This window comes from Pedobacter sp. UYP1 (assembly GCF_040547305.1).
Lineage (GTDB): Bacteria > Bacteroidota > Bacteroidia > Sphingobacteriales > Sphingobacteriaceae > Pedobacter.
In genome coordinates, this window is the sequence record NZ_JBEPPL010000008.1 from 164,956 (window position 1) to 184,319 (window position 19,364).

19 protein-coding genes and 1 tRNA gene are annotated in these 19,364 nt (G+C 38.4%); 5 read left to right on the forward strand and 15 right to left on the reverse strand.

Annotation, left to right across the window (positions count from 1 at the left end; translation table 11 throughout):
- The first annotated feature begins 47 nt into the window (after nt 1-47).
- Nucleotides 48-410 (forward strand): nuclear transport factor 2 family protein, encoded by a 363-nt coding sequence (locus ABIB30_RS16875; protein ID WP_354303997.1) that lies wholly within the window; start codon nt 48-50, stop codon nt 408-410.
- 32 nt (nt 411-442) lie between these two features.
- On the opposite strand, the gene ABIB30_RS16880 is transcribed toward ABIB30_RS16875, so the two are convergent.
- A complete protein-coding gene (locus ABIB30_RS16880) occupies nt 443-2,044 on the reverse strand; it encodes a glycoside hydrolase family 71/99-like protein (RefSeq protein WP_354303999.1) in 1,602 nt (533 codons plus the stop codon).
- A gap of 250 nt (nt 2,045-2,294) precedes the next feature.
- Between ABIB30_RS16880 and susR the strand changes: the two genes are divergently transcribed.
- The gene (gene susR, locus ABIB30_RS16885; RefSeq protein WP_354304000.1) at nt 2,295-3,893 is read left to right on the forward strand and encodes a SusR family glycan utilization regulator; all 1,599 of its coding nucleotides are present in this window, start codon (nt 2,295-2,297) and stop codon (nt 3,891-3,893) included.
- 61 nt (nt 3,894-3,954) lie between these two features.
- On the opposite strand, the gene ABIB30_RS16890 is transcribed toward susR, so the two are convergent.
- Nucleotides 3,955-4,134: a BF3379 family histone-like protein gene (locus ABIB30_RS16890; RefSeq protein WP_183865524.1), complete on the reverse strand. Its 180-nt coding sequence runs from the start codon at nt 4,132-4,134 to the stop codon at nt 3,955-3,957.
- A gap of 193 nt (nt 4,135-4,327) precedes the next feature.
- Here ABIB30_RS16890 and ABIB30_RS16895 point away from each other — a divergent pair.
- Both ABIB30_RS16895 and ABIB30_RS16900 read left to right on the forward strand, forming a co-directional pair.
- A tRNA-Met gene (locus ABIB30_RS16895) sits at nt 4,328-4,398 on the forward strand.
- Nucleotides 4,399-4,604: 206 nt separating this feature from the next.
- Nucleotides 4,605-5,363: a rhamnogalacturonan acetylesterase gene (locus ABIB30_RS16900; protein WP_354304002.1), complete on the forward strand. Its 759-nt coding sequence runs from the start codon at nt 4,605-4,607 to the stop codon at nt 5,361-5,363.
- 45 nt (nt 5,364-5,408) lie between these two features.
- On the opposite strand, the gene ABIB30_RS16905 is transcribed toward ABIB30_RS16900, so the two are convergent.
- From ABIB30_RS16905 to ABIB30_RS16955, 11 genes are all read right to left on the reverse strand, one after another.
- The gene (locus ABIB30_RS16905; protein WP_354304004.1) at nt 5,409-7,046 is read right to left on the reverse strand and encodes a hypothetical protein; all 1,638 of its coding nucleotides are present in this window, start codon (nt 7,044-7,046) and stop codon (nt 5,409-5,411) included.
- A gap of 231 nt (nt 7,047-7,277) precedes the next feature.
- A complete protein-coding gene (locus ABIB30_RS16910) occupies nt 7,278-7,949 on the reverse strand; it encodes a response regulator transcription factor (RefSeq protein ID WP_354304006.1) in 672 nt (223 codons plus the stop codon).
- Nucleotides 7,950-7,959: 10 nt separating this feature from the next.
- Nucleotides 7,960-8,760 (reverse strand): sensor histidine kinase, encoded by an 801-nt coding sequence (locus ABIB30_RS16915; protein WP_354304008.1) that lies wholly within the window; start codon nt 8,758-8,760, stop codon nt 7,960-7,962.
- Nucleotides 8,745-9,401, reverse strand: a complete 657-nt coding sequence (locus ABIB30_RS16920; RefSeq protein WP_354304010.1) for a hypothetical protein — start codon at nt 9,399-9,401, stop codon at nt 8,745-8,747. The genes ABIB30_RS16915 and ABIB30_RS16920 overlap by 16 nt, the downstream gene beginning before the upstream one ends.
- Nucleotides 9,401-9,934, reverse strand: coding sequence for a hypothetical protein (locus ABIB30_RS16925; protein WP_354304012.1), 534 nt, complete (start codon nt 9,932-9,934; stop codon nt 9,401-9,403). Before ABIB30_RS16925 ends, ABIB30_RS16920 begins: the two co-directional genes overlap by 1 nt.
- Before the next feature lie 27 nt (nt 9,935-9,961).
- Nucleotides 9,962-10,603, reverse strand: a complete 642-nt coding sequence (locus tag ABIB30_RS16930) for a hypothetical protein (protein WP_354304014.1) — start codon at nt 10,601-10,603, stop codon at nt 9,962-9,964.
- A 352-nt stretch (nt 10,604-10,955) separates the two neighbouring features.
- Nucleotides 10,956-11,717, reverse strand: coding sequence for an alpha/beta hydrolase (locus tag ABIB30_RS16935; RefSeq protein WP_354304016.1), 762 nt, complete (start codon nt 11,715-11,717; stop codon nt 10,956-10,958).
- Nucleotides 11,718-11,840: 123 nt separating this feature from the next.
- Nucleotides 11,841-12,743: an NmrA family NAD(P)-binding protein gene (locus ABIB30_RS16940; RefSeq protein ID WP_354304018.1), complete on the reverse strand. Its 903-nt coding sequence runs from the start codon at nt 12,741-12,743 to the stop codon at nt 11,841-11,843.
- Between the two features lie 137 nt (nt 12,744-12,880).
- Complete coding sequence (locus tag ABIB30_RS16945; RefSeq protein ID WP_354304020.1) at nt 12,881-13,285, reverse strand: winged helix-turn-helix transcriptional regulator; 405 nt, start codon at nt 13,283-13,285, stop codon at nt 12,881-12,883.
- 69 nt (nt 13,286-13,354) lie between these two features.
- Nucleotides 13,355-14,110 (reverse strand): SDR family NAD(P)-dependent oxidoreductase, encoded by a 756-nt coding sequence (locus ABIB30_RS16950; protein ID WP_354304022.1) that lies wholly within the window; start codon nt 14,108-14,110, stop codon nt 13,355-13,357.
- An 83-nt stretch (nt 14,111-14,193) separates the two neighbouring features.
- Nucleotides 14,194-15,084, reverse strand: a complete 891-nt coding sequence (locus ABIB30_RS16955) for a helix-turn-helix domain-containing protein (RefSeq protein WP_354304024.1) — start codon at nt 15,082-15,084, stop codon at nt 14,194-14,196.
- Nucleotides 15,085-15,250: 166 nt separating this feature from the next.
- Between ABIB30_RS16955 and ABIB30_RS16960 the strand changes: the two genes are divergently transcribed.
- The gene (locus ABIB30_RS16960) at nt 15,251-15,499 is read left to right on the forward strand and encodes a hypothetical protein (protein WP_354304026.1); all 249 of its coding nucleotides are present in this window, start codon (nt 15,251-15,253) and stop codon (nt 15,497-15,499) included.
- A gap of 180 nt (nt 15,500-15,679) precedes the next feature.
- Here the strand turns inward: ABIB30_RS16960 and ABIB30_RS16965 are convergent, their stop codons facing one another.
- Together ABIB30_RS16965 and ABIB30_RS16970 are read right to left on the reverse strand one after the other, a co-directional pair.
- The gene (locus tag ABIB30_RS16965; RefSeq protein WP_354304028.1) at nt 15,680-16,834 is read right to left on the reverse strand and encodes an aldose epimerase family protein; all 1,155 of its coding nucleotides are present in this window, start codon (nt 16,832-16,834) and stop codon (nt 15,680-15,682) included.
- 72 nt (nt 16,835-16,906) lie between these two features.
- Nucleotides 16,907-19,351: a glutaminase family protein gene (locus ABIB30_RS16970; protein ID WP_354304030.1), complete on the reverse strand. Its 2,445-nt coding sequence runs from the start codon at nt 19,349-19,351 to the stop codon at nt 16,907-16,909.
- Between the last annotated feature and the right edge of the window lie 13 nt (nt 19,352-19,364).

Below are 19,364 nucleotides of genomic sequence, written 5' to 3' on the forward strand. Positions count from 1 at the left end.
TGGGAACAGGAATTTTTATTTAATTTGCGGACCTGAATTTAACCCACATGAAAAGTCTTACTTTAGAAGATATCGCCCAGCAATGGTTCAATGCTTTTAACACGCATAACCTCGAAGGACTTTTAGCTTTATACGATGACCATGCCATACACTTTAGCCCGAAACTAAAGACCAGACAACCTGAAACCCAGGGCCTGATTAAAGGTAAAGCAGCTCTTCGTGATTGGTGGAAAGACTCTTTTGACCGCTTACCTACTTTGCACTATCAACCAACTTCATTTACAGCTAATGAACAACGTATATTTATGGAATACATAAGATCAGTGGAAGGAGAAACAGAAATGCTGATCGCTGAGGTGCTTGAAATTAGTTATGGAAAAATAAATGCGTCAAGAGTCTATCACGGATAGACCCTTGACGCATTCGTGGTTAACTTACAGGACTAATTCAAAGTCCACTGACTGCTCTCGGCAGTAGCATTAATATTGGTAGCTTGCGCAAATCCACTCTGGTTTTCTAAATTCAGATAAGTATTTTTCCATTCACTTTTTATCCTTTTAAAACCATTATAATCTTCGATTATCCAATAACTGCTATAAAAAGTATCAGGAATTACTGAACTTTCCGCATAACTATACAGATGTTCAATATTCAGGTAATGGCTTGTACTTACATTTTTAATCCTGGTATGACCATTTACCTGTTCTAAAACCCATTTAGACCGGGCATCAGTATTGGAAGAACCATATTTAACCTGTCCATTCTCTTCAAACAGGAAAGTATTTAACCATTTATTTTTGATTGTGATACCTGTTCCTGTTGGCGGCGTGGTAGTTCCTCCTCCAATACTGTTCAATAGCCCTTCAGCATTGCTGATCTGCTGCGCAGCAAAGTAACTGAAGACCTGATTTAGTTGTTGCTGAACACCAGAATTACCTTTATACTGCTTACGATATTGATATAAACGGTAAATCAATTCCAATTCATGCTGCCCATAAGACACCCCCAGTTTTTGCTGCATGGTTGTCAAAAATCCATAACCAAATTCGGCAGTGGGTTCAATCATAGTACCTTCTCCGTAATCATTCCAGGTTGCAAATTGAATGATCCCTACACTGGAAGCTAATGCTTTATCCAGCAAGGTTGAAAAAGTACTGGTCCCATTATAGGCAATCTGCCAGGTGGGCCCGTCAGCTCCACCAGCCTGATAGAAAGACTTGAAACCAGGATAAACCACACCAATAGAAATCGGGAAGTTAGCAGCCTGTGCATAATAATTGTTAACCACAGTAGGATGATCTTGATAAATCCATGGAAATTCCCCCCCGGCATTATTTGATCCCACCTGGTTTGTATTGCCATACAATGGAATCACTTTTGGTTTTGGATTAAGACCTGCCAGGATCTGGTTCCATTCTGAAGGCTGATGAAAAGTTATAGGACCAAAGTTTAAAACCACTGGCACATTATTAACCTTCAGATAATTACTTTGATTAAAGTAATTATTTTGCATATAAACGAAATCACCATTTGCTCCGCTGGTTTGTCCAGCGTCCCAGTTCCGGTCTTCCTGCACAATACTGAATTGCAGTCCTAGCGCATTTAGCTTTGAAATTAACGCATTAGAATTTGCCAGGTTATCGGGATAATCATAGCGTACCCTGGTACCCGGCCAGTCAATCATTACTCCATCAACACCAGAATACTTCATCAGCAATAACTGGTACTCAATAATATCAGGATCGCCTGAGGCATATGGTCCTGTTTTAGGATAAGCATAAGCTGCGATCTGGCGCTTACCGTTTGTAATCACATCCGGATTTTGCGTGTTCATTTTCCAATGATACCCCCATGCTCCTCTTGAATCCGGCGTCTCGAACCAGGGCATCCAGTGCATGAAAATTTTCTTAGAGGTAGACTTAGAGATCGCATTCGCTACTGTAAGCGATTGGGATGTACCCAGCTCATTTTGTTGCAGGGTCACTGACTTCTTACAACCCAGACAAGCCATGGCTATAAGTAAGCAAATAGTTAAGTGTTTCATAAGCAGAATATTTGGTTAGCTACCCTACGCTTTGCGCGTCGGGTATTTCTACAAATGACAGCAGTATATTCAGCTAATTAAAGCAATCTCAGTTCCCTGAAAAATAATATAAACTCATATTTAGAAACAAATTAAATAACCAACTAAAAAACAAACACTTAACAAAGTTAAAACACGAATACCTGGACGAAGAATATAAACCAAAATTTAATTAGTAGCTTAATTACGTTCAAAATTCCATTCACATAGTATGAAACTTCTGATACTTCATCTCCTCTTGTTAACTATCGTTTGCCTTAACTGTGCCGCCCAATCCCCTGTAAGGGAAATAGAAAAACTTAAACTCGTTTTAAAAGAGAAATCACAATTGGATGCTCAAAAACAGCGGCGTATCGATTTTCTGAAAGCTTCATTAGTACAAAGGGAATTGAGCTTAAAGGACGAATATCTTATTAACTTGAAATTATATAACGAATATAAATCTTTCCAATACGACAAAGCATTCTATTACGCCCATCAGTTACAACGGATCAGCAGCCAACTGAAAGACCCAGCCAAAATTGCTTACGCCAAATTAAAACTGGGCTTCATCTTACTTTCTTCAGGTATGTTTAAAGAGACATTTGATTCTTTAAGCACCTTAAAAATCAAACACCTTCCTGATTCGGTAAAAAGAGAATATTATTTGCTGAACGCCAGAACTTATTATGACCTGGCAGACTTTGATCAGGACGATTATTACACCAGGATCTATACCTCGAAAGCCAGCCTTTATGTAGACTCAGCACTTAAACTCTGTGCTATCAAGTCATTTGAATACTCCTATTATAGTGGATTGAAATTAATTAAAGCTGGTCATCTTGGACAGGCTATCCTTAAGCTCAAATCGCTGATTAACAGCAAACGACTATCTTACCATCAATATGCCATAACAGCCTCTACTTTGAGTGACATATACATTCGGCATCATCAAAACTATATTGCCGTAAAATTACTTATTAATGCTTCAATCGCTGATATAAAATCGTCCACAAAAGAAGCCGCGGCCATGTTAAATCTAGCGCAGTTATTGAATCAATACAACAATACAGAAGATGCTTATCTTTTTATCAAAGCAGCCATGGATGATGCAGTTAATTATGGCGCCAGACAGCGTAAAGTACAAGTAAGTGCTATTTTACCGGTTATTGCCAGCGCCAGGATCTTACATGAACAGGAACAAAAAAGAATGTTATTTTTTTATTGCGCGCTGCTGACTGTCCTTTCAATGACAATTATCGGTTTTACTATAATCATTTATAAGCAACTCAAAAGGATCAAAGCGGCCGATAAACTAGTCTTAGAGGCCAATGCCAGGCTCAGAAATACGATTGAAAAACTGAATGAGACAGAAAAGATCAAAGAAGAATATATAGGATATTATCTACATATCATTTCTGACTATCTGAACAAACTCGAAAAGATAAAAAGCTCTATCACACAAAGACTTACCACTAAAAAGTTTGATGAAATCAAAATTCTGGTGGGCAATATCAATCTGAAAAAAGAACGTGAAGAACTATTCAGCAACTTTGACAAAGCATTCCTAAAACTCTTTCCGAATTTCGTTACTGAATTTAATACGCTTTTCCCTGCAGAACATCAGGTCAGACTACACCCTCACCAACTGTTAAACACTGATTTAAGAATATTTGCGCTTATCCGTTTAGGTGTAAATGACCCGGATAAGTTAGCTCGTATACTCGAATATTCTTTAAATACGATTTATAACTACCGGACAAGGATTAAGAATAAATCAAACAATCCAGACGGATTTGAGACTGCTATTTTGAATATAAAGGCAATATAAATTCATTAGCATATTAGAGTTTAAAATTGGGAATAGCTTTAAACTATTCCCAATCTGATGCTTATTTTCCAGCATTTTTCTTCTCCGTAATTTCGGTACGGATTTCCTGAGCAATACCTTTAATTTCCTGTAAAGCCTTACGTAATCTGGTACCAGCAGCGCCATTACCCGAATTATAAAATTTTTCCACGTCTGTTTCTGTAGCAGCGATTACTTCTTTCAATTTTGCGAATTTGCTCATGGTTCTTTTGATTAAATGTTTTTCAAGTTCATTGTTTCAAGCTCCTGAATTGAAGGTGTAAAATTTATTAACACCTTCTAACCAGCTTAACGCTGTAAACATAGTGATTTAAAATAAAAATCAAAATAAATACTACTATTTAAGTATACTTTAATTATGTTTGTTGAACATTAAGCTTAAAACAATCACAAATAGTCATGTGGCCGAGTGGCAAGGCAGAGGTTTCATAAACCTTATATGGTGGTTCGATTCCACTCATGACGTCTAAGCAGCAGTGAGCTCATCTGATCTGGCTTATGCTTTTTTCCATGTATTATTATATTTGATTCTTAAAGGTTATCTCTCAGATAACCTTTAAATAAATCTTTTTGGCAACGATTGCACATTTTTAATAGCCGCATCATACGATTACCCCCATCTGCTAATCGTAATTTCAAGACTCTGAATCAACTATTCAAAGTTTAAAACGTATGAAAAGATTACCACAATCCTTAATTTATTTGCTGACCATTACTTCGTTAATGCTGATGATGTCTTTTTACTGGCCTGCTAAAAACATCACTATTTATCTTGCAGGAGATTCGACAATGTCTGATAAAAATATAAGAGCTTACCCCGAAACTGGCTGGGGTATGCCTTTTGCCCTATTCTTCGATTCCACAGTTACCATAAAAAATATCGCCAAAAATGGCAGGAGCACTAAAACCTTCATCGCTGAAGGTTTATGGAAGCAAATTACAAATCAACTAAAAGCAGAGGATTATGTATTTATTCAATTTGGGCATAACGATGAATCACAGGCCAAAGCCAGCTATACTCCTGGAGCTGATTACAAGAACAACCTGCGGTTATTTATCAAAGAAACAAAGGCGAGAGCTGCGGTTCCGGTACTGATTACTCCTGTATCACGTCGTAAATTTAATACCACCGGTCAAATTGAAGAAACACACCTTATTTATTCAGCACTGGTACGCGAAATTGCGCAAGAACAACAAGTGCAATTAATTGACCTGGACAAAGAAAGCCAGGCATTATTTCAGGAATTAGGTCCGGAAAACTCAAAAATGCTTTTTAATCAGTTAAAAGCTGGTGAAAATCCCAATTATCCAGAAGGAAAAACTGATAATACGCATTTCAATGAAATGGGTGCCCGTAAAATTGCAGAAATCGTATTACGTGAAATCAAAAAACAGCATTTAAGTCTGGCAGACCGGATTTATAAAAAATAGCCGCCCCAAACAGAGGCAGCTATAAGAGAGACGTTATATAAAATTTTAAGCAGACCAAATTGTACCACTTTGGCTATCACTAAGCCATGGTTTACCATTACAACTTGTTCCTGCGTGTGCTTTAAGACAGGCTTTCACGAATTTAGCACCATCTGCATGGCTTTTCTGCTTCTTAGCACTGCAATAAGTAGTGCCAGTATTATCTTGGTAAAGCTGATAAGCCGGATATCCTAATCCAACGGCAATCTGAAAATTACTTTGAACAGCACCAGGGTAGCTGGTTTCTGCACCAAGAACCCATCCTCTTGAACTTTCATTCGTACCGGCAACCATATCAGCAGGAGGATCCAATGTGATGGTCACTGTTGAAGATGAACTGCTTGAACTGGCGGTATGTGAATAAGTAGATTCCGATCCACCACCTAAAGGTATGCCCAGGAACGAGATCCCTAAAGAAACTGTTTGTTCAATAGTTTTTTCAATGCTCTCATAAGATTCACTGTGTACAGTAATCACAACAGATGGATAATTACTAATCGCAACACCGGTTAAAAAGCTGAAAGGACCGTCTTCAGAGAAATCAATGTTTGGCTTCGGAGAAAACACAAAACCTGAAACATCTTTAGAACCATTTCTGATGGCATCAGTTATCGGCTTCATCCATGACCAGTTTAGCCCCGTTGCCATACTAAATGCAGTAGGGCCATAATTAACCAGGGTAACACCTGTAAAAGTCATACTCACACTAATCGTATTCGAAGCGGTTGCAATGGTATCCGAAAAATAACTTGCACTTCCATCTACAGATAAAGTGAGAAAAGAAGCGATAGGAATTTCGAAACTTGCCCCACCTTCAATATCTATTTTCAACTCGCTTTCACTGGAACGGGTAACAGTCATGTTTAATTCAATCTTATTACTGGTTGCGCTTAAGCCATTAATGATATCAGACAACGGCGTGCTTACTGCATAAGCAGGATGATAAACAGTCGTGCTGTCATCTACTAACATTCCACCATTATCAGCATCAGCGCTTTGTACATTATCCATTGCTGTACTCAGATATCCGGTATTCATTGTTGTTGCATTTTGCAAGGAAATACTGCTGCCCAGCGCATTCAGATAATTTGCGAAAATTGGTAATACAGGCTGACCACTTGCTGGCGTATTGTTTAACAATTTGCGCAAATTCTTGCTTTTCTGTATTGTATAAAGATCGGTAGCAGGTTTTGCCCAGGTTGTTGCAATAGTACTCATAATAATATCTATTGGCTGTTGTTTACTTGTGGCCACTACCGGGCCGTAGATTGATGTCCAAAGATTTAAAAGAGCCAATTGCTGATTGGTCGCTGCTTTTTGAGCCGCATTAAGTAAAGCCTGATCTGCACTTGACAACTTATAACTTACGCTGGCTAATGCTTCAATAAAAAGATTGGTAAATGGTTCATCAAGCGTTACAGGAGTTGCGCCTGCTGTTAAACCAGCACTGATCCACCCATAAGTGGTCGCATTGAATTGCAGGTTATTAGGGTTTTGATAATAATAAGGGAAGTTTCCTAAAGCGGTTACGCCAAAATCTGTTAGCGGCTCTTTTAATACAGATGACAAAAGTGTGGATGCTTGCTCTTTCAGCGCATCGATAATTTCTGATGCTTCTGATTCAACGGTTAATTCAGTATTCATGGTTGTAGAGTTTTGAGGGTTCAATTTTACCTACTTTGTTAAGGCTTTTCGGTTTCTGCCTTTGTCAGATTTGAATTAAAGCGCTTTAATCGTTTGACATGTCAAAGTAAAGGCGGAATAAAGGTTTTTTTCCGCGTTGAACATCCCGGCTTAGTAAACAGGTGTTTTAACGTGATGACCAGGTAAAAACACCTGGTCATCACATTTTAGAAAAGATAAAGAGGCTTTCTACTAGAATTTAACTTCGAAGATGCCATATTTGATGGCAAAGATGACTAAGCCTGCTGTGTTTTTACAACCGGTTTTTATAAGCAGATTTGTCCGGTGTCCGTCAACAGTACGACTGCTTATAAACAGTTTTTCAGAAATTTCGATATTGGTCAGCTCATCACAGATCATCTTTAAGATGGTAGTTTCCCGCTCCGAAAGACTAATAGGTATACTGCTCACACTTTTTAAACCCTGCTTGCGGTATTTGGCAGCGTTGCGCATCGCATTTAAAGTTTCGATATTAAAATGAAAGCCCACATGATAGGTATTATGAATGGCCGAAAACAATTCGCTCGTTTCACAATTCTTGATCAGATAACAGCAGGCCCCAGCCTCTATCATTTTACTTAGATAACGCTCTTCACCATGCACTGAAAGTATGATTACTTTTATCGAAGGATAATCCTTATGCAAAACAGCATTCAGTTCAACCCCATTCATTTCAGGCATATTCATATCAATCAATGCCACATCAGGAAGACTTTCCAGTCTGTCAAGCTGTTCTAAAAAAACTTTCCCATTTTCAGCCTGAGCCACCAGCTGGTAATCTGGTTTACTACTTAAAAGATTAACCAGTCCTTCCCTAAACAAATGCTGGTCATCAACAACTGCAATATGTATTTTATCTGACATAATTTAATAACTAAACTAATGAGCTGTTCAACACGATAAACATAGAAAATCCAGACCCCGGAGCAGTCTTCACCGTATAAGTCGCATTGATCATATTCAACCTGCTTTCTATATTTTGCATGCCCATTCCTTTTCTGTTCTTCTGATCGCCAGGATCATACCCCAATCCTTCATCTCTATATTGAATAGCCAATAAACCCTTCTCCATGAAAATGGATATTTCTATCCGTTTTGCGCCCCCGTGCTTAACCGTATTGGAAATAAGCTCTTGTAATACCCTGATTAAAGCAAGCGCCATATCGTAGGATAACTTATCTGTAATTGCCTCTGCATCATTAATAAGAGTTATCAATGAATTATCTTCATCATTTATACTATCAATTAATTCTTCCAGAGCCACCGTAAAACCAAATAATGCTAAAGCAGGAGGTGACAAATGATGTGAAATGTTGCGTACATCTTGTATAATTTTATCAATCAATAACTTATGACGCTCTGCTGCGCTACCACCCGCCTGTTCATTGTACAACTCATTCCGGTTAATTACCATGCGCAAATTTGACAAAGAACCGCCAACATCATCATGTAAATCCTGACCAATCCGCTTTCTTTCTTCCTCTTGTGATTGGAGTACTACCCGCATCAATTCCTTTTGATAGCTCATTTCCGACTCATGAAGCTGCTGTCTGTTCCTGAGCAATTTTTTCTGATTGTTTATAAATAAAATCACAAAAGAGATCACCAGCAGAGAAATACCTCCGGTACACAAAATGATTAACAGAAAAATATTATCCCCTACTGTTTCCTGCATTTACTAAAACCAAAGGCAATTAAAAGATACATAATGAGTAAAAGTGTGGCATGGATATTCCACATTAAAATATTGATCGCATAATACTTTTTACTGATCTCGTTTACAGTTAAATTGGAGAAAGAAAAAATAAACAAGGCACCTGAAAAGTATAGCAGTATTCCAGTATTAATCCAGTTTATGGGGTTTAATGACCACTTGGTCTCTCCATCATTACTCTGCGCAAAATAAGCAAGACTACAGCCCATTATAATTAATGCTTCGACTGGCCTGGCATAGGTATTGAATTGATAGATACTTTGAAAAAACAAGAAGTTTACAATACAAAATACCGGGAAAAGTATCAGCAGATATCTAATAATCCTGCCGGCTATTTTTTCCTTCAAAACGCATAGATAAAAATAACTCATCAGTACAAATTCGAGTATGGTGAAAACATGTAAAACCGGAAGATTGTTAATCTCCTGAGTTGCAAGTACCACAGCTAATACATTGACGACACTATCCAGCAGTAAATAATACCAGATTATTTTTAACGCCGTATCAGCATATTTTCTTTTGGAAGCAGCTACACCAATAGGGATTAAAATACTTACAGGAACAATTATTCCCGTATAGATTAAACCGGCGGGAAGAGCCATTATTTGGTATACTGCAAATAAGGTTCCACACTATTTAAACTGTCAAATAGTGGGCTCATGGTGCTGCATAAAGTTGGACAAGGTTGAGTAAAATCATAAACAGTAGAATATTCTTCCTTATTTAACAGATCTTCCCTCGATGTATTCGCATCACCTGCTCTGGTAAGCATCTCATTATTCTGCGAATCAACCGGAACCAGCATACCACAGATTTGAAATGGAAAATCAGGATCAGGTATACTCATGTATAACCTCACTGAACTGGCATTTGGATGTTCTTGCTTCAGCAAATCTATATCTCTCATGTTGATATTGATCGCTCTGAAAATTAATTGAGAAGGGATCAATGGCGCAACCGAATCGCATGCTGCATTTGTATATGGCAATTTGGATTCATCAGGGATTGAGGTGATCATATTTCGCCAGGATGAAGCCCTCGCTATGGCGACATTTAAAGGTATCGTTGGCGGAACATCAGCAGTGACGGTTGTTTGTGTTGCTTTTAGCGGTTGAATGGTATTGGAATTTTCCATGATTTCTTTATTTTAGATAATAAGATGTTATTTCATAATACTTTGCAAGGTTCCGTCGGCAGCACTACAACTGTAGACCACGGCATAATTGGATTCACCTGCCGGATTTATTTCTTCGGTACGGAATATTCCAAAAGAAGCAACCCAAAACAAATATTCAATCGTAATCAGCGGATCGACAATCGCCAGATTGGATGTTGCTACCCTGCCAAAAGTTGCAGATGGTGTATTTCCGCTTGCCATCACCTGTGGTTGTAGTTGTTTGGCAACTTCCGCAGCAAGTAAAGGTTGTAAATTACTATTTGTCAAAAAAAGAGAAAGTTGATTGGTCAGGCTTTTAAAATCACCCGCTAAAGGGCTATAATTAAGTACAACACCAAAATCAGTGTTTTCCAGAGGCAGGTCAACTGATGGAAAAATAGCTTTAAATAAATATCTTGATTCCAAATAAGCCGAATTAATTGCTTTACTTATAGCCTTCGAAAGTAGAGAGTCAGACAAATCAGAATCAGGAAACGGTGGAGGAACTGAAACCTTTCTGCGTGGAGTGAGAGAAGTCGTAATTAAATTCAGATCCTTAATAGCGGTTGGAATATCCGTAATATGAGATTCCGTTAGTGTCAGAATTTCTTTCCTGGTCAGGGAGATAATGGAGGCAAATTGTCCCATTGCGATCTTTTGTTTTAGGTTAAAATACTTACTCTTTTATGGCTTTTCAGTTTACGCCTTATTTCTATTAAGAACAGCACTAAATTATTCCAAAATATTGAGTTGAATCGGGATAGAAATGCCTGATTATTTAAGGTGTTTATACCTTTTTATCTTAAAATATTTTTCTTTATATAAGACAATATTTTAATCAGGATTGAGAATGAGTTTAAACGTTAAACTAATATCCGGTTTATTTTGCATAAAAAGGATACAGAGCTATGCTACTGGAAGATGAACAATTCGAACAAAAAAGACAAGCCTGAATAAGGCTTGTCTTTATCAAAAATTTATAATACTATTTATACGACCGTTACTTTTTCGAATTCGCTGCTTCTTCAATCACAGCTAAAACTTCCTTAGCATGTGAAATCATCACGACATGACTAGCCTCAACTTCTATGGTCTTTGCATGACTCCTTTTTGCCATAAAACGTTCCAGATCCGGATGTATAGCTTTGTCACTTTTGGCCACAATATACCAGCTTGGTTTTTGCTTCCAGGCAGGCTCACCACTCTGATCTCCGAATACAGTTTGAGCTGCAGGAGTTTGGGTAGCATATATTAAATTTTGCTGCATGGCAGTAAGATTCTGTGCAAATACAGTTTTCACCCCTTCTTTAGATAAATACACAAACCCACCCACAGGTTCAAAGTAGTCCTTTAAATTAACTGCCGGCCCTTTAGCAGATAAAGATGGTAAGGTTTCACCCAAATCAGGAGCAAGAGCAGCAACATAAACCAAACCAACAACTTTAGGATCATTACCTGCCTGCGTAATCACAAAACCACCCCATGAATGACCTACCAGGATAACATTACCTTCTGCTCTGTCAATTGCTCTTTTAGTGGCCGCCACATCATCACTTAGTGAAGTAATCGGATTCTGAACCGAAATAACAGGATATCCTTTGGCTTGTAAATCATTAATCTGACTGGTCCATGAAGAACCATCCGCCCATATGCCATGAACAAAAATGATGCTAGGTTTTGTAGCTTTTGCTTCCTGAGCATAACCGCTTATAGTTCCTAAAACTATCGATACTGTAAGTATCAGAAATTTCAATGTTCTCATATTTTGCGTGTGTTTATTGTTTTTCACAAGTCAAAAGTCGCGGTTATAAACCCCTGAAAAAATGGATAACTTTCCCGAATACTTGCCAATTTACTTTTCGTCTGTTGATCTTTCAAAAAAGTATTACTCATGCATCCTATTGTAAGCCGGCACAAAAGATTCCACCAGGAAATTCTCAAATGAAGTAGAGGTTGTAGATTTTGCTGTGCGCATTTGTGAAGTAGTGATGTGCTTGCTATTCATCCCAATAACTACCTCCTCCATTAATGCAATAACATTTGCTGAAAACCCGGCCGCCATCAAATCTGATTTAAATTCCGGAATTGTATTTTGCTGATAAACCAAACCGGGTTTTCCAATTGCATTTCCAATCATTGCTGTAGCTTCCCGGATACTCAGATCACGCTGGCCATGTAATTCCTGCACTTGTCTTCCCGTAAAATTGAGATTAATCAAAGCTTCCGCAGCCGCATGACCAATATCTTTGGTTGCGATAAATGGCAAGCGCATATCCTGATCAAAAGGCCCTGACGCCTTTCCATTTTTCAGGATAGATGGCAGATAAGAAAGGGTATTTTCCATAAAATATCCAGCTCTTAAATGAAGTAAATTTTCAACAGGCAACATATTCATGATTTGCTCCATATGATGCAGCCCAAGAACAGGGCCAGAACCACTTTCCCGATCAGCACCCCAGCTACTCAATGTAACGGCATATTCGAGAGGATTTGCTACAATGGCTTGAGCGATAGCAGCTGTAACCTGAGCTTGATATCCGGAAAAATCAGGACTATCAGGAATGTAATTTGGCTGAAGCATTATCCAGGCAGCTTTAGCCCCCCGAAAACCTTCAATTAAGGCTTGTGCATCGGTAGGCTCGGCAACGAAAGCCTCTGCCCCCCTGTCGATGAAAGGTGACAATTTTTCCAAACTCCGGCCAATTACCCTAACCTGTTTTCCTGCGTCTAATAATTGATATGCAACAACACTTCCGGTGTTGCTGGTTGAACCTGTAATTATATACATATGCTTTTAAATCTTTCTCAAACCTATAAAGTATAGGCTTAAAAAAAGATAAGGAACCTGCTGGTTCCCTACTAACTCAAATGATACAATACTGGTAATGAATCAGTTAAATTTTCATTATTAGATTTAGATTACAATTACTTTTGACCCTTACTATCAAAAACATGGCGCGCCATTTTGAAATTGTCAGACTGATCCAGTACCCATGTCCATAACGGAAGGATCTGGATTAATAATCCACGCCCCAGCTCAGTTAGTTCATACTCTACTCTCGGTGGAACTTCCATAAACATAGTTCTGGTGATTAACCCATCTCTTTCCAGTTCACGAAGACTTTTAGTTAGCATTTTCTGACTTATTCCGCTCACCTGTTCCTGCAAACGGGAAAAACGCAACTTACCATTTACGCCAAGCATCTGGATAATCAAAAGTGACCATGTATTGCCTAAGTGACCTAAAACTTCTCTTTTAAGCCCGTCGTCTTCTGTTGAAAGTGCATCACAGATGGCCTGTGATGCTTTAATAATCTCCGTATCGGTCATGTTATTATTCCTCTGATTTTACAAATTAATCAAATAATAATCATTTCCCCGGCATAGACTTCTTTCTTATTAATTACGACCTGCCATTACTCCACCATCTACATCCCAGATTGCACCCGTCACCCACGACGTTTCATCCGACAACAGAAATGCAATTGTTTTGGCAATATCATCCGGTCTGCCTACCCTGCCTATTGGATGAAAATCATTAAATCCCTGTAATGTTTCTTCAATTTTATCTGCTTCGATAAAGGAACCATATATTGGCGTAACTACAACAGCAGGAGAAACTGCATTAACTCTGATCTGATCTGCAGCAAGTTCCATTGCTAAATGCTGTGTCAAACTGTGAAGACCCGCTTTAGCCATAGCGTAAGCAGAAGAAGGTGTCGCTTTGATGGCTTGTCTTGCCCACATTGAGCCAACATTTACGATGGAGCCACCACCATTGTCCTTCATTACTCTGGCTGCTGCCTGTGTAATAAAGAAAAAAGCTTTATTGAAATTATGGTAAATATCATAGTCCTGTTCCGAATGGTCAAGAAATGCTTTTGGACTGAAATAACCCGCAGCATTGACTAAATATCTCAAATTTGGTATTTCATTTTTTATAGTAGAAGCAAATTGAGTAACCTGATCCATTTTAGAAAGGTCAACCCCTGCAGTTCTGATGCTCCCTAATGCCGACAATTCAGTTTCGGCAAGCTGAAGATTTTTATCTGGTCTGCCAACGATAACGACTTCAATTCCTTCTTTTAACAGACGTTCGGCGGTAGCTCTTCCCATTCCAGTTGTGCCACCAATTATTAATGCTTGTTGATTCATTGTTCTTCTTTTTATTGTACACTACAAATGTCCAAAGGAAAAAACACTTGCAAAATGGACAAAAAAGAGAATAAATGGTAAATTCAGGAAATAAACTTCCTAAACTCACCTGGCGAGAGTTTAGCGTATTTCTTAAAATATTTCACAAAATAAGACGGATCCTCAAATCCTAACTTATATCCAATCTGATTTACATTTAAACCTGAATGCGTTAAAAGACGTTGCGCCTCAATCATCACCCGCTCCTGAATAATCATGGAAGGCGTTTTAAAAATAATCTTATTCGTCAGTTCAGTTAATGTTTTACTGGAAATATTAAGCAAAGCAGCATACTCAGAAATGGTGAGATTACCGTGGTAATTAGATTCCACCAAATCAATAAACCTGAGCAGCTGTAAATGTTTTTCATCGGTAGCGTATAACTTGTTTTCCTTATTGAGATGAGGGTTTGCTTTTTCCCGATGTGCAAAGATTAAAAAAGCATTCAGATACGATCTGAGCAATTCCAATTGTCCAAAACCATCAGCCTTACTTAATTCAGTATTGATTTGTGACATCAGCATATTTAAATCCTTTTCTGCTTGCGCACTAATCTTACAAAAAGGTTGTTGGTACGGATCATTGAATAAGTTATACTTCAAAAAGAAGTTGATATCATTTTCATTTTGCACCAGGAACCGTTCATTGAAATGAATCATAATCCCTTCATAACCTAAATATTCATCAAAATAATGCACCTGGTTTTTTCCGATAAAAAATAAAGTATTGGGATGAACCTCATACTTTTTAAAATCAACAAAGTGTGCTCCCTCCCCTTCATAAAACCAAAGCACCTGGTAAAAACTATGGATGTGTGGCCTGATTGTATCCGGGCTGTTTTTTTTCAAATACTCCTTTAATGAAAACACTTCAAACTGTCTCTTCTCCGGCAAATCTTTATGCAGATGGTATTCGCTGATTTTACTTTCTTTCATGAAACAGGCCCTTATTAATATTCTTCAAATTTACAATCTTCTGGGGTCAGGACAATTCTTTTATGAGCAGCAGAAGGCACGCTTATCAATAAACATTTCATAAATAGCTTAAAAAGTTATATTTTAACTTATAAATTAAATAACATAAAGGAATTCAGCATAATTTATGAAAAAGAATAAGCTCTCAGAACTAACAATTATTGAACTGAATAAACAAAAAAGCACATTAAATGGCATTTTAATTGCAACTGGCATTGTATTACTAATTTTATGCAGTATACTCTTGTATTTGATTACTACGAATAAAAAGCCTGCGCTCCTGACAATTATTCCGTGTTGCCTTTTGCTGCTGCTGCCTGGTATCATCAAATTGAGTCAGATCAATACCGAATTAAAATCACGTCAGGCAAAATAGCTATTGGATTAACTACTACTGTTCATTTTAAGGTACAAAATTGGGATTCTTATACCAATGGAAGTTTTGAACTTAATCTGCGGTTGAGCTTAGCTAAATAACAGGCTTTATTTTAAAACATAAAATGCTCCGGATGTTAAACATCCGGAGCATTTTATGTTTGCTGCTCAAATTTGATTCTTAGTTCGAGAACTTATAAATAGAACTTGTTTTATAAGTCTGACCAGGTTTAAGCACTGTCGAAGGAAAAGCAGCCTGATTCGGAGAGTCCGGAAAATGCTGAGTCTCCAGCGCTATTGCCGTTCTGAAGTCATCTCTTGTACCACCTTTAAAGGTATTTTTACCTTGCATGAAATTACCGCTGTAAAACTGCAGCCCAGGTTCAGTCGTATAAACATCCATGACAATACCTGATTTATCACCTTTAACGGTGGCTGCATGAAACATGCCCATTCCTGCTGTTTTATTCAACACAAAGTTATGGTCATAACCTTTCCCATAGCTTAATTGTTCATTTTTATCCTCAATCCTGGCTCCTATAGTAAATGGTTTAGAGAAATCGAATGGAGTTCCGGCTACCTTTTCAATCTTACCTGTTGGGATTAAAGTGGAATCAACCGGGGTATATCCGTCTGCATAAATCTGTAGCCTATGTCCCAGGATCTTACCGCTTCCTTCTCCATTCAGGTTAAAAAAAGCATGATTGGTTAAATTTACGACAGTTGGTTTATCAGTTGTCGCCACATAATCCATTTTCAATTCATTTTCATCTGTTAAGGTATAAGTTACCGTAACAGCTAAATTACCCGGAAACCCTTCTTCCATATCTTTCGATATATATTTAAATTCCACGGTATGCGCATCCGGTTGCTTTGCATCCCAAACCACATATTGATAGCCCTTTTTACCACCATGCAAAGTATTCTGTCCATTGTTAGTGAATAAAGTATACTGTTGACCATCCAAACTAAATTTACCTTTGGCAATCCGGTTACCATAACGTCCGATGGTTGCCCCAAAATAAGGTTCTGTAGACTTTTCATACGCATTAACACTATTAAAACCAACGACGACATCCGTTAATTTACCAGCTTTATCAGGGATCAGCAAACTCACCAGCCTCCCTCCATAATTAGTAAATACAGCTTCCGCATGTTTCGAATTTTTCAAAACATAAAGCCCTGTTTCCTGACCATCGGTGGTCCTTTTAAAAGAATCTGCCGAAAGCTTAACCGTTTGCGCGCTGTCTGATACCTGCGTTGATTTAGTTTCTGAATTACAGGAAGCAAAAGTTGTCCCCGCAATTGCCAAAATAGTGATGTAAGTAACCTTCATATGCTTTTATAATTAATGGTGGTCCTGCCTGACAATCCATCAGGACAAGACCCACCAAACCAAATTTATCTTTTATTTACCATGTAATTTATAATCCAGCAATTTAATCGCATAACCCCCTACTACACTTCGCGCCTGAAAGCCAACCTGTTTACCATCCGTTGTTTCATGCCAGTCACTTAATGGAACTCTGGTTGGTGTTTCTGTAGCAAACTTATAAATCGGGTCAATAAGTTTTTCAAAGTCTGCACGGTTATCCGTCAGCGTTGCTGTCCACATAATCCAATCCGATTTAGTATAACTACGGCGACTATCCAGCGGCAAACCAAAAGCATTTTGTTTGGTCAGGTAATACTTAATTTCCTTTTTGAACACCTCTCTTGGAAAGATATCCATATCCAATACTTTATCCCAAACCATGTTATATTTTTGGCTCCATGTATTTTTCTGGTCAAAAGTTAACGCATAATGATCTCCGTCATTGGCCATTTCCATCCATTTCGTTGCCATCTGTTTAGCCATCGTGCTATATTTCACAGCCTCTGCTTTCATCCCCAATTTATCTGCAAGCACTCCGTATCCACCCAAAGCAACAATTGCTTTAACGGATAAGTTTGCATTACGCGCCATATGTCCTGCAAAATCATCTGTACATAGCTGATTAGCCGGATCGAACCCTTCTTTACTTAAGTAATCTGCCCAAACAGAAAGTGTTTTCCAATGTTTTTTTGCGTAGTCTGCGTTGCCTTCTACTTTAGCGATTGCAGCAGTCAGGATAATCATATTACCAGCTTCTTCAACCGGCATATCTTCTCCATAAGTCTGTCCGTTTGCTAAAGGATAAGTTCCCAGATCGTGCGAAGGGAATGGCTTTTTCCATTTGCCACTTTCACTATAATAAAAGATCCCGTTTAACATACCTTTTAATAAATCAGGATTATAGACAAGGTATAGTGGTGCCGAAGGATAAGTGATATCCACCGTATTGATAGACCCATTACTAAAGTTTTCTTTAGAAAGAAAAAGCAGTTCTCCTTGTGGACTCTCTACCAGTTTATGCGCAGAGATAGACTGGCGATAAGAAAGATCTAAAAGATCGGCATATTTTACACCTCCTGCTTTAACATTTTCGGCACGAAATCTCTGATCAAAATCAGTAGATTTTTTCAGCACAGCCGCATATTCAGCATTGGCAAGCTCCAATTGTTTTTCTATCGTCTTGTCATTTTTCCGGTTCCACCAGGCTCTAAGATTCTGGCCAAAATACTGTACAGCGTACAAATCATCATAGCCTATTAAAATGTGTTTTTCAACTGGTGATGCTCCAACCTGATTAAAAGGCAACTCTGTAGAAAGCATTAATTTTTTTCCATCTGCGCTAGTCTTTCCTGTAGTTTTTCCTGTTGTAAATGCAGCTAAAGCTTCATCTGCCGGACCGGCATATTGTTTCACCTGCGACCCCGGTGCAGCCACATATAAATAACCCCAATCGATACGCACATCATCACCAGATTTTTTTAATACTGGCTGTTCTTTGGTACCTGCTTTCAAAACAGACAATTGTCCGGTTTTATATTGCTTAGCAGTCACTTCCTGAAACTCTGTATTGACCGCTAAACCTGTGCTTGCTCCGAAGTATACTTCAGCATTGTGTTTTTTACCGTCTTTAGCTTTCACTTTAAAAGACACGTAAGAAACCGGACGGGACAATAGATTTAAATCACTCATCAACAATGGTGAAGTAAAGTCAACATCCAGGTTTACATTTCCACAGTCAAAACTATAAGAAGTTTGAGTGGCAGTTATTCCAACCTTAGTCTGTTTGGCCAGTAAAACATTTGGGTTGCCTGCAACAGGTTTATCGTAAACAAGACCTGCATCCAGCCATTGACCACCCACATTATTTTTAACATGAACAGCCAATAGATTTTGTCCTTTTTTCAAAAGCTTAGTAGCTACAGGCACGTAAATAAACTTGCCATTGAAACACTCACAGGCAAAAATCCGGGTTCCGTTTAAATAGACTTCAACATCATCATCGTTCATCAATTTAAGTTTCAAACCCTTGAAATCTGTCTGCGTCAAATTAAACGTCCGGCGCATCCACAGATCTTTAGTTCGCCACTGGGTCGTTGCTGCACCATCTCCAAAAGGAGCTGTTCCGGTTTTCCAGCTGTTTTCTGCAAAACCTGCCTGATTCCAGCCTTTCTCGGGCTCCGATTCCACATACTTTGCCGTGTATGCTTTTTCATCCGAAGCAGGAAGTACCGTTAGAAAGCTTTCTTCCTGTTCACCCAGAAAGCGGTAAACTTTGCCATCTACTTTTACCAAACCTGTCAGCGACTGATTTGCGCCTGTCCAATGTTTGGTAACCGAAGTGTTCAAGCCGTCTGTAAATGACCAGACACTAAAATAAGGATCGTGTGTAAGCAGTGGATATGCCGGAGCAATACGCTGCTGAGCTGAAGACTTCAACAGTAAACCTGCTAAAGCTAAAGAGAGAAATAATCGTTTCATGCTATGTATATTT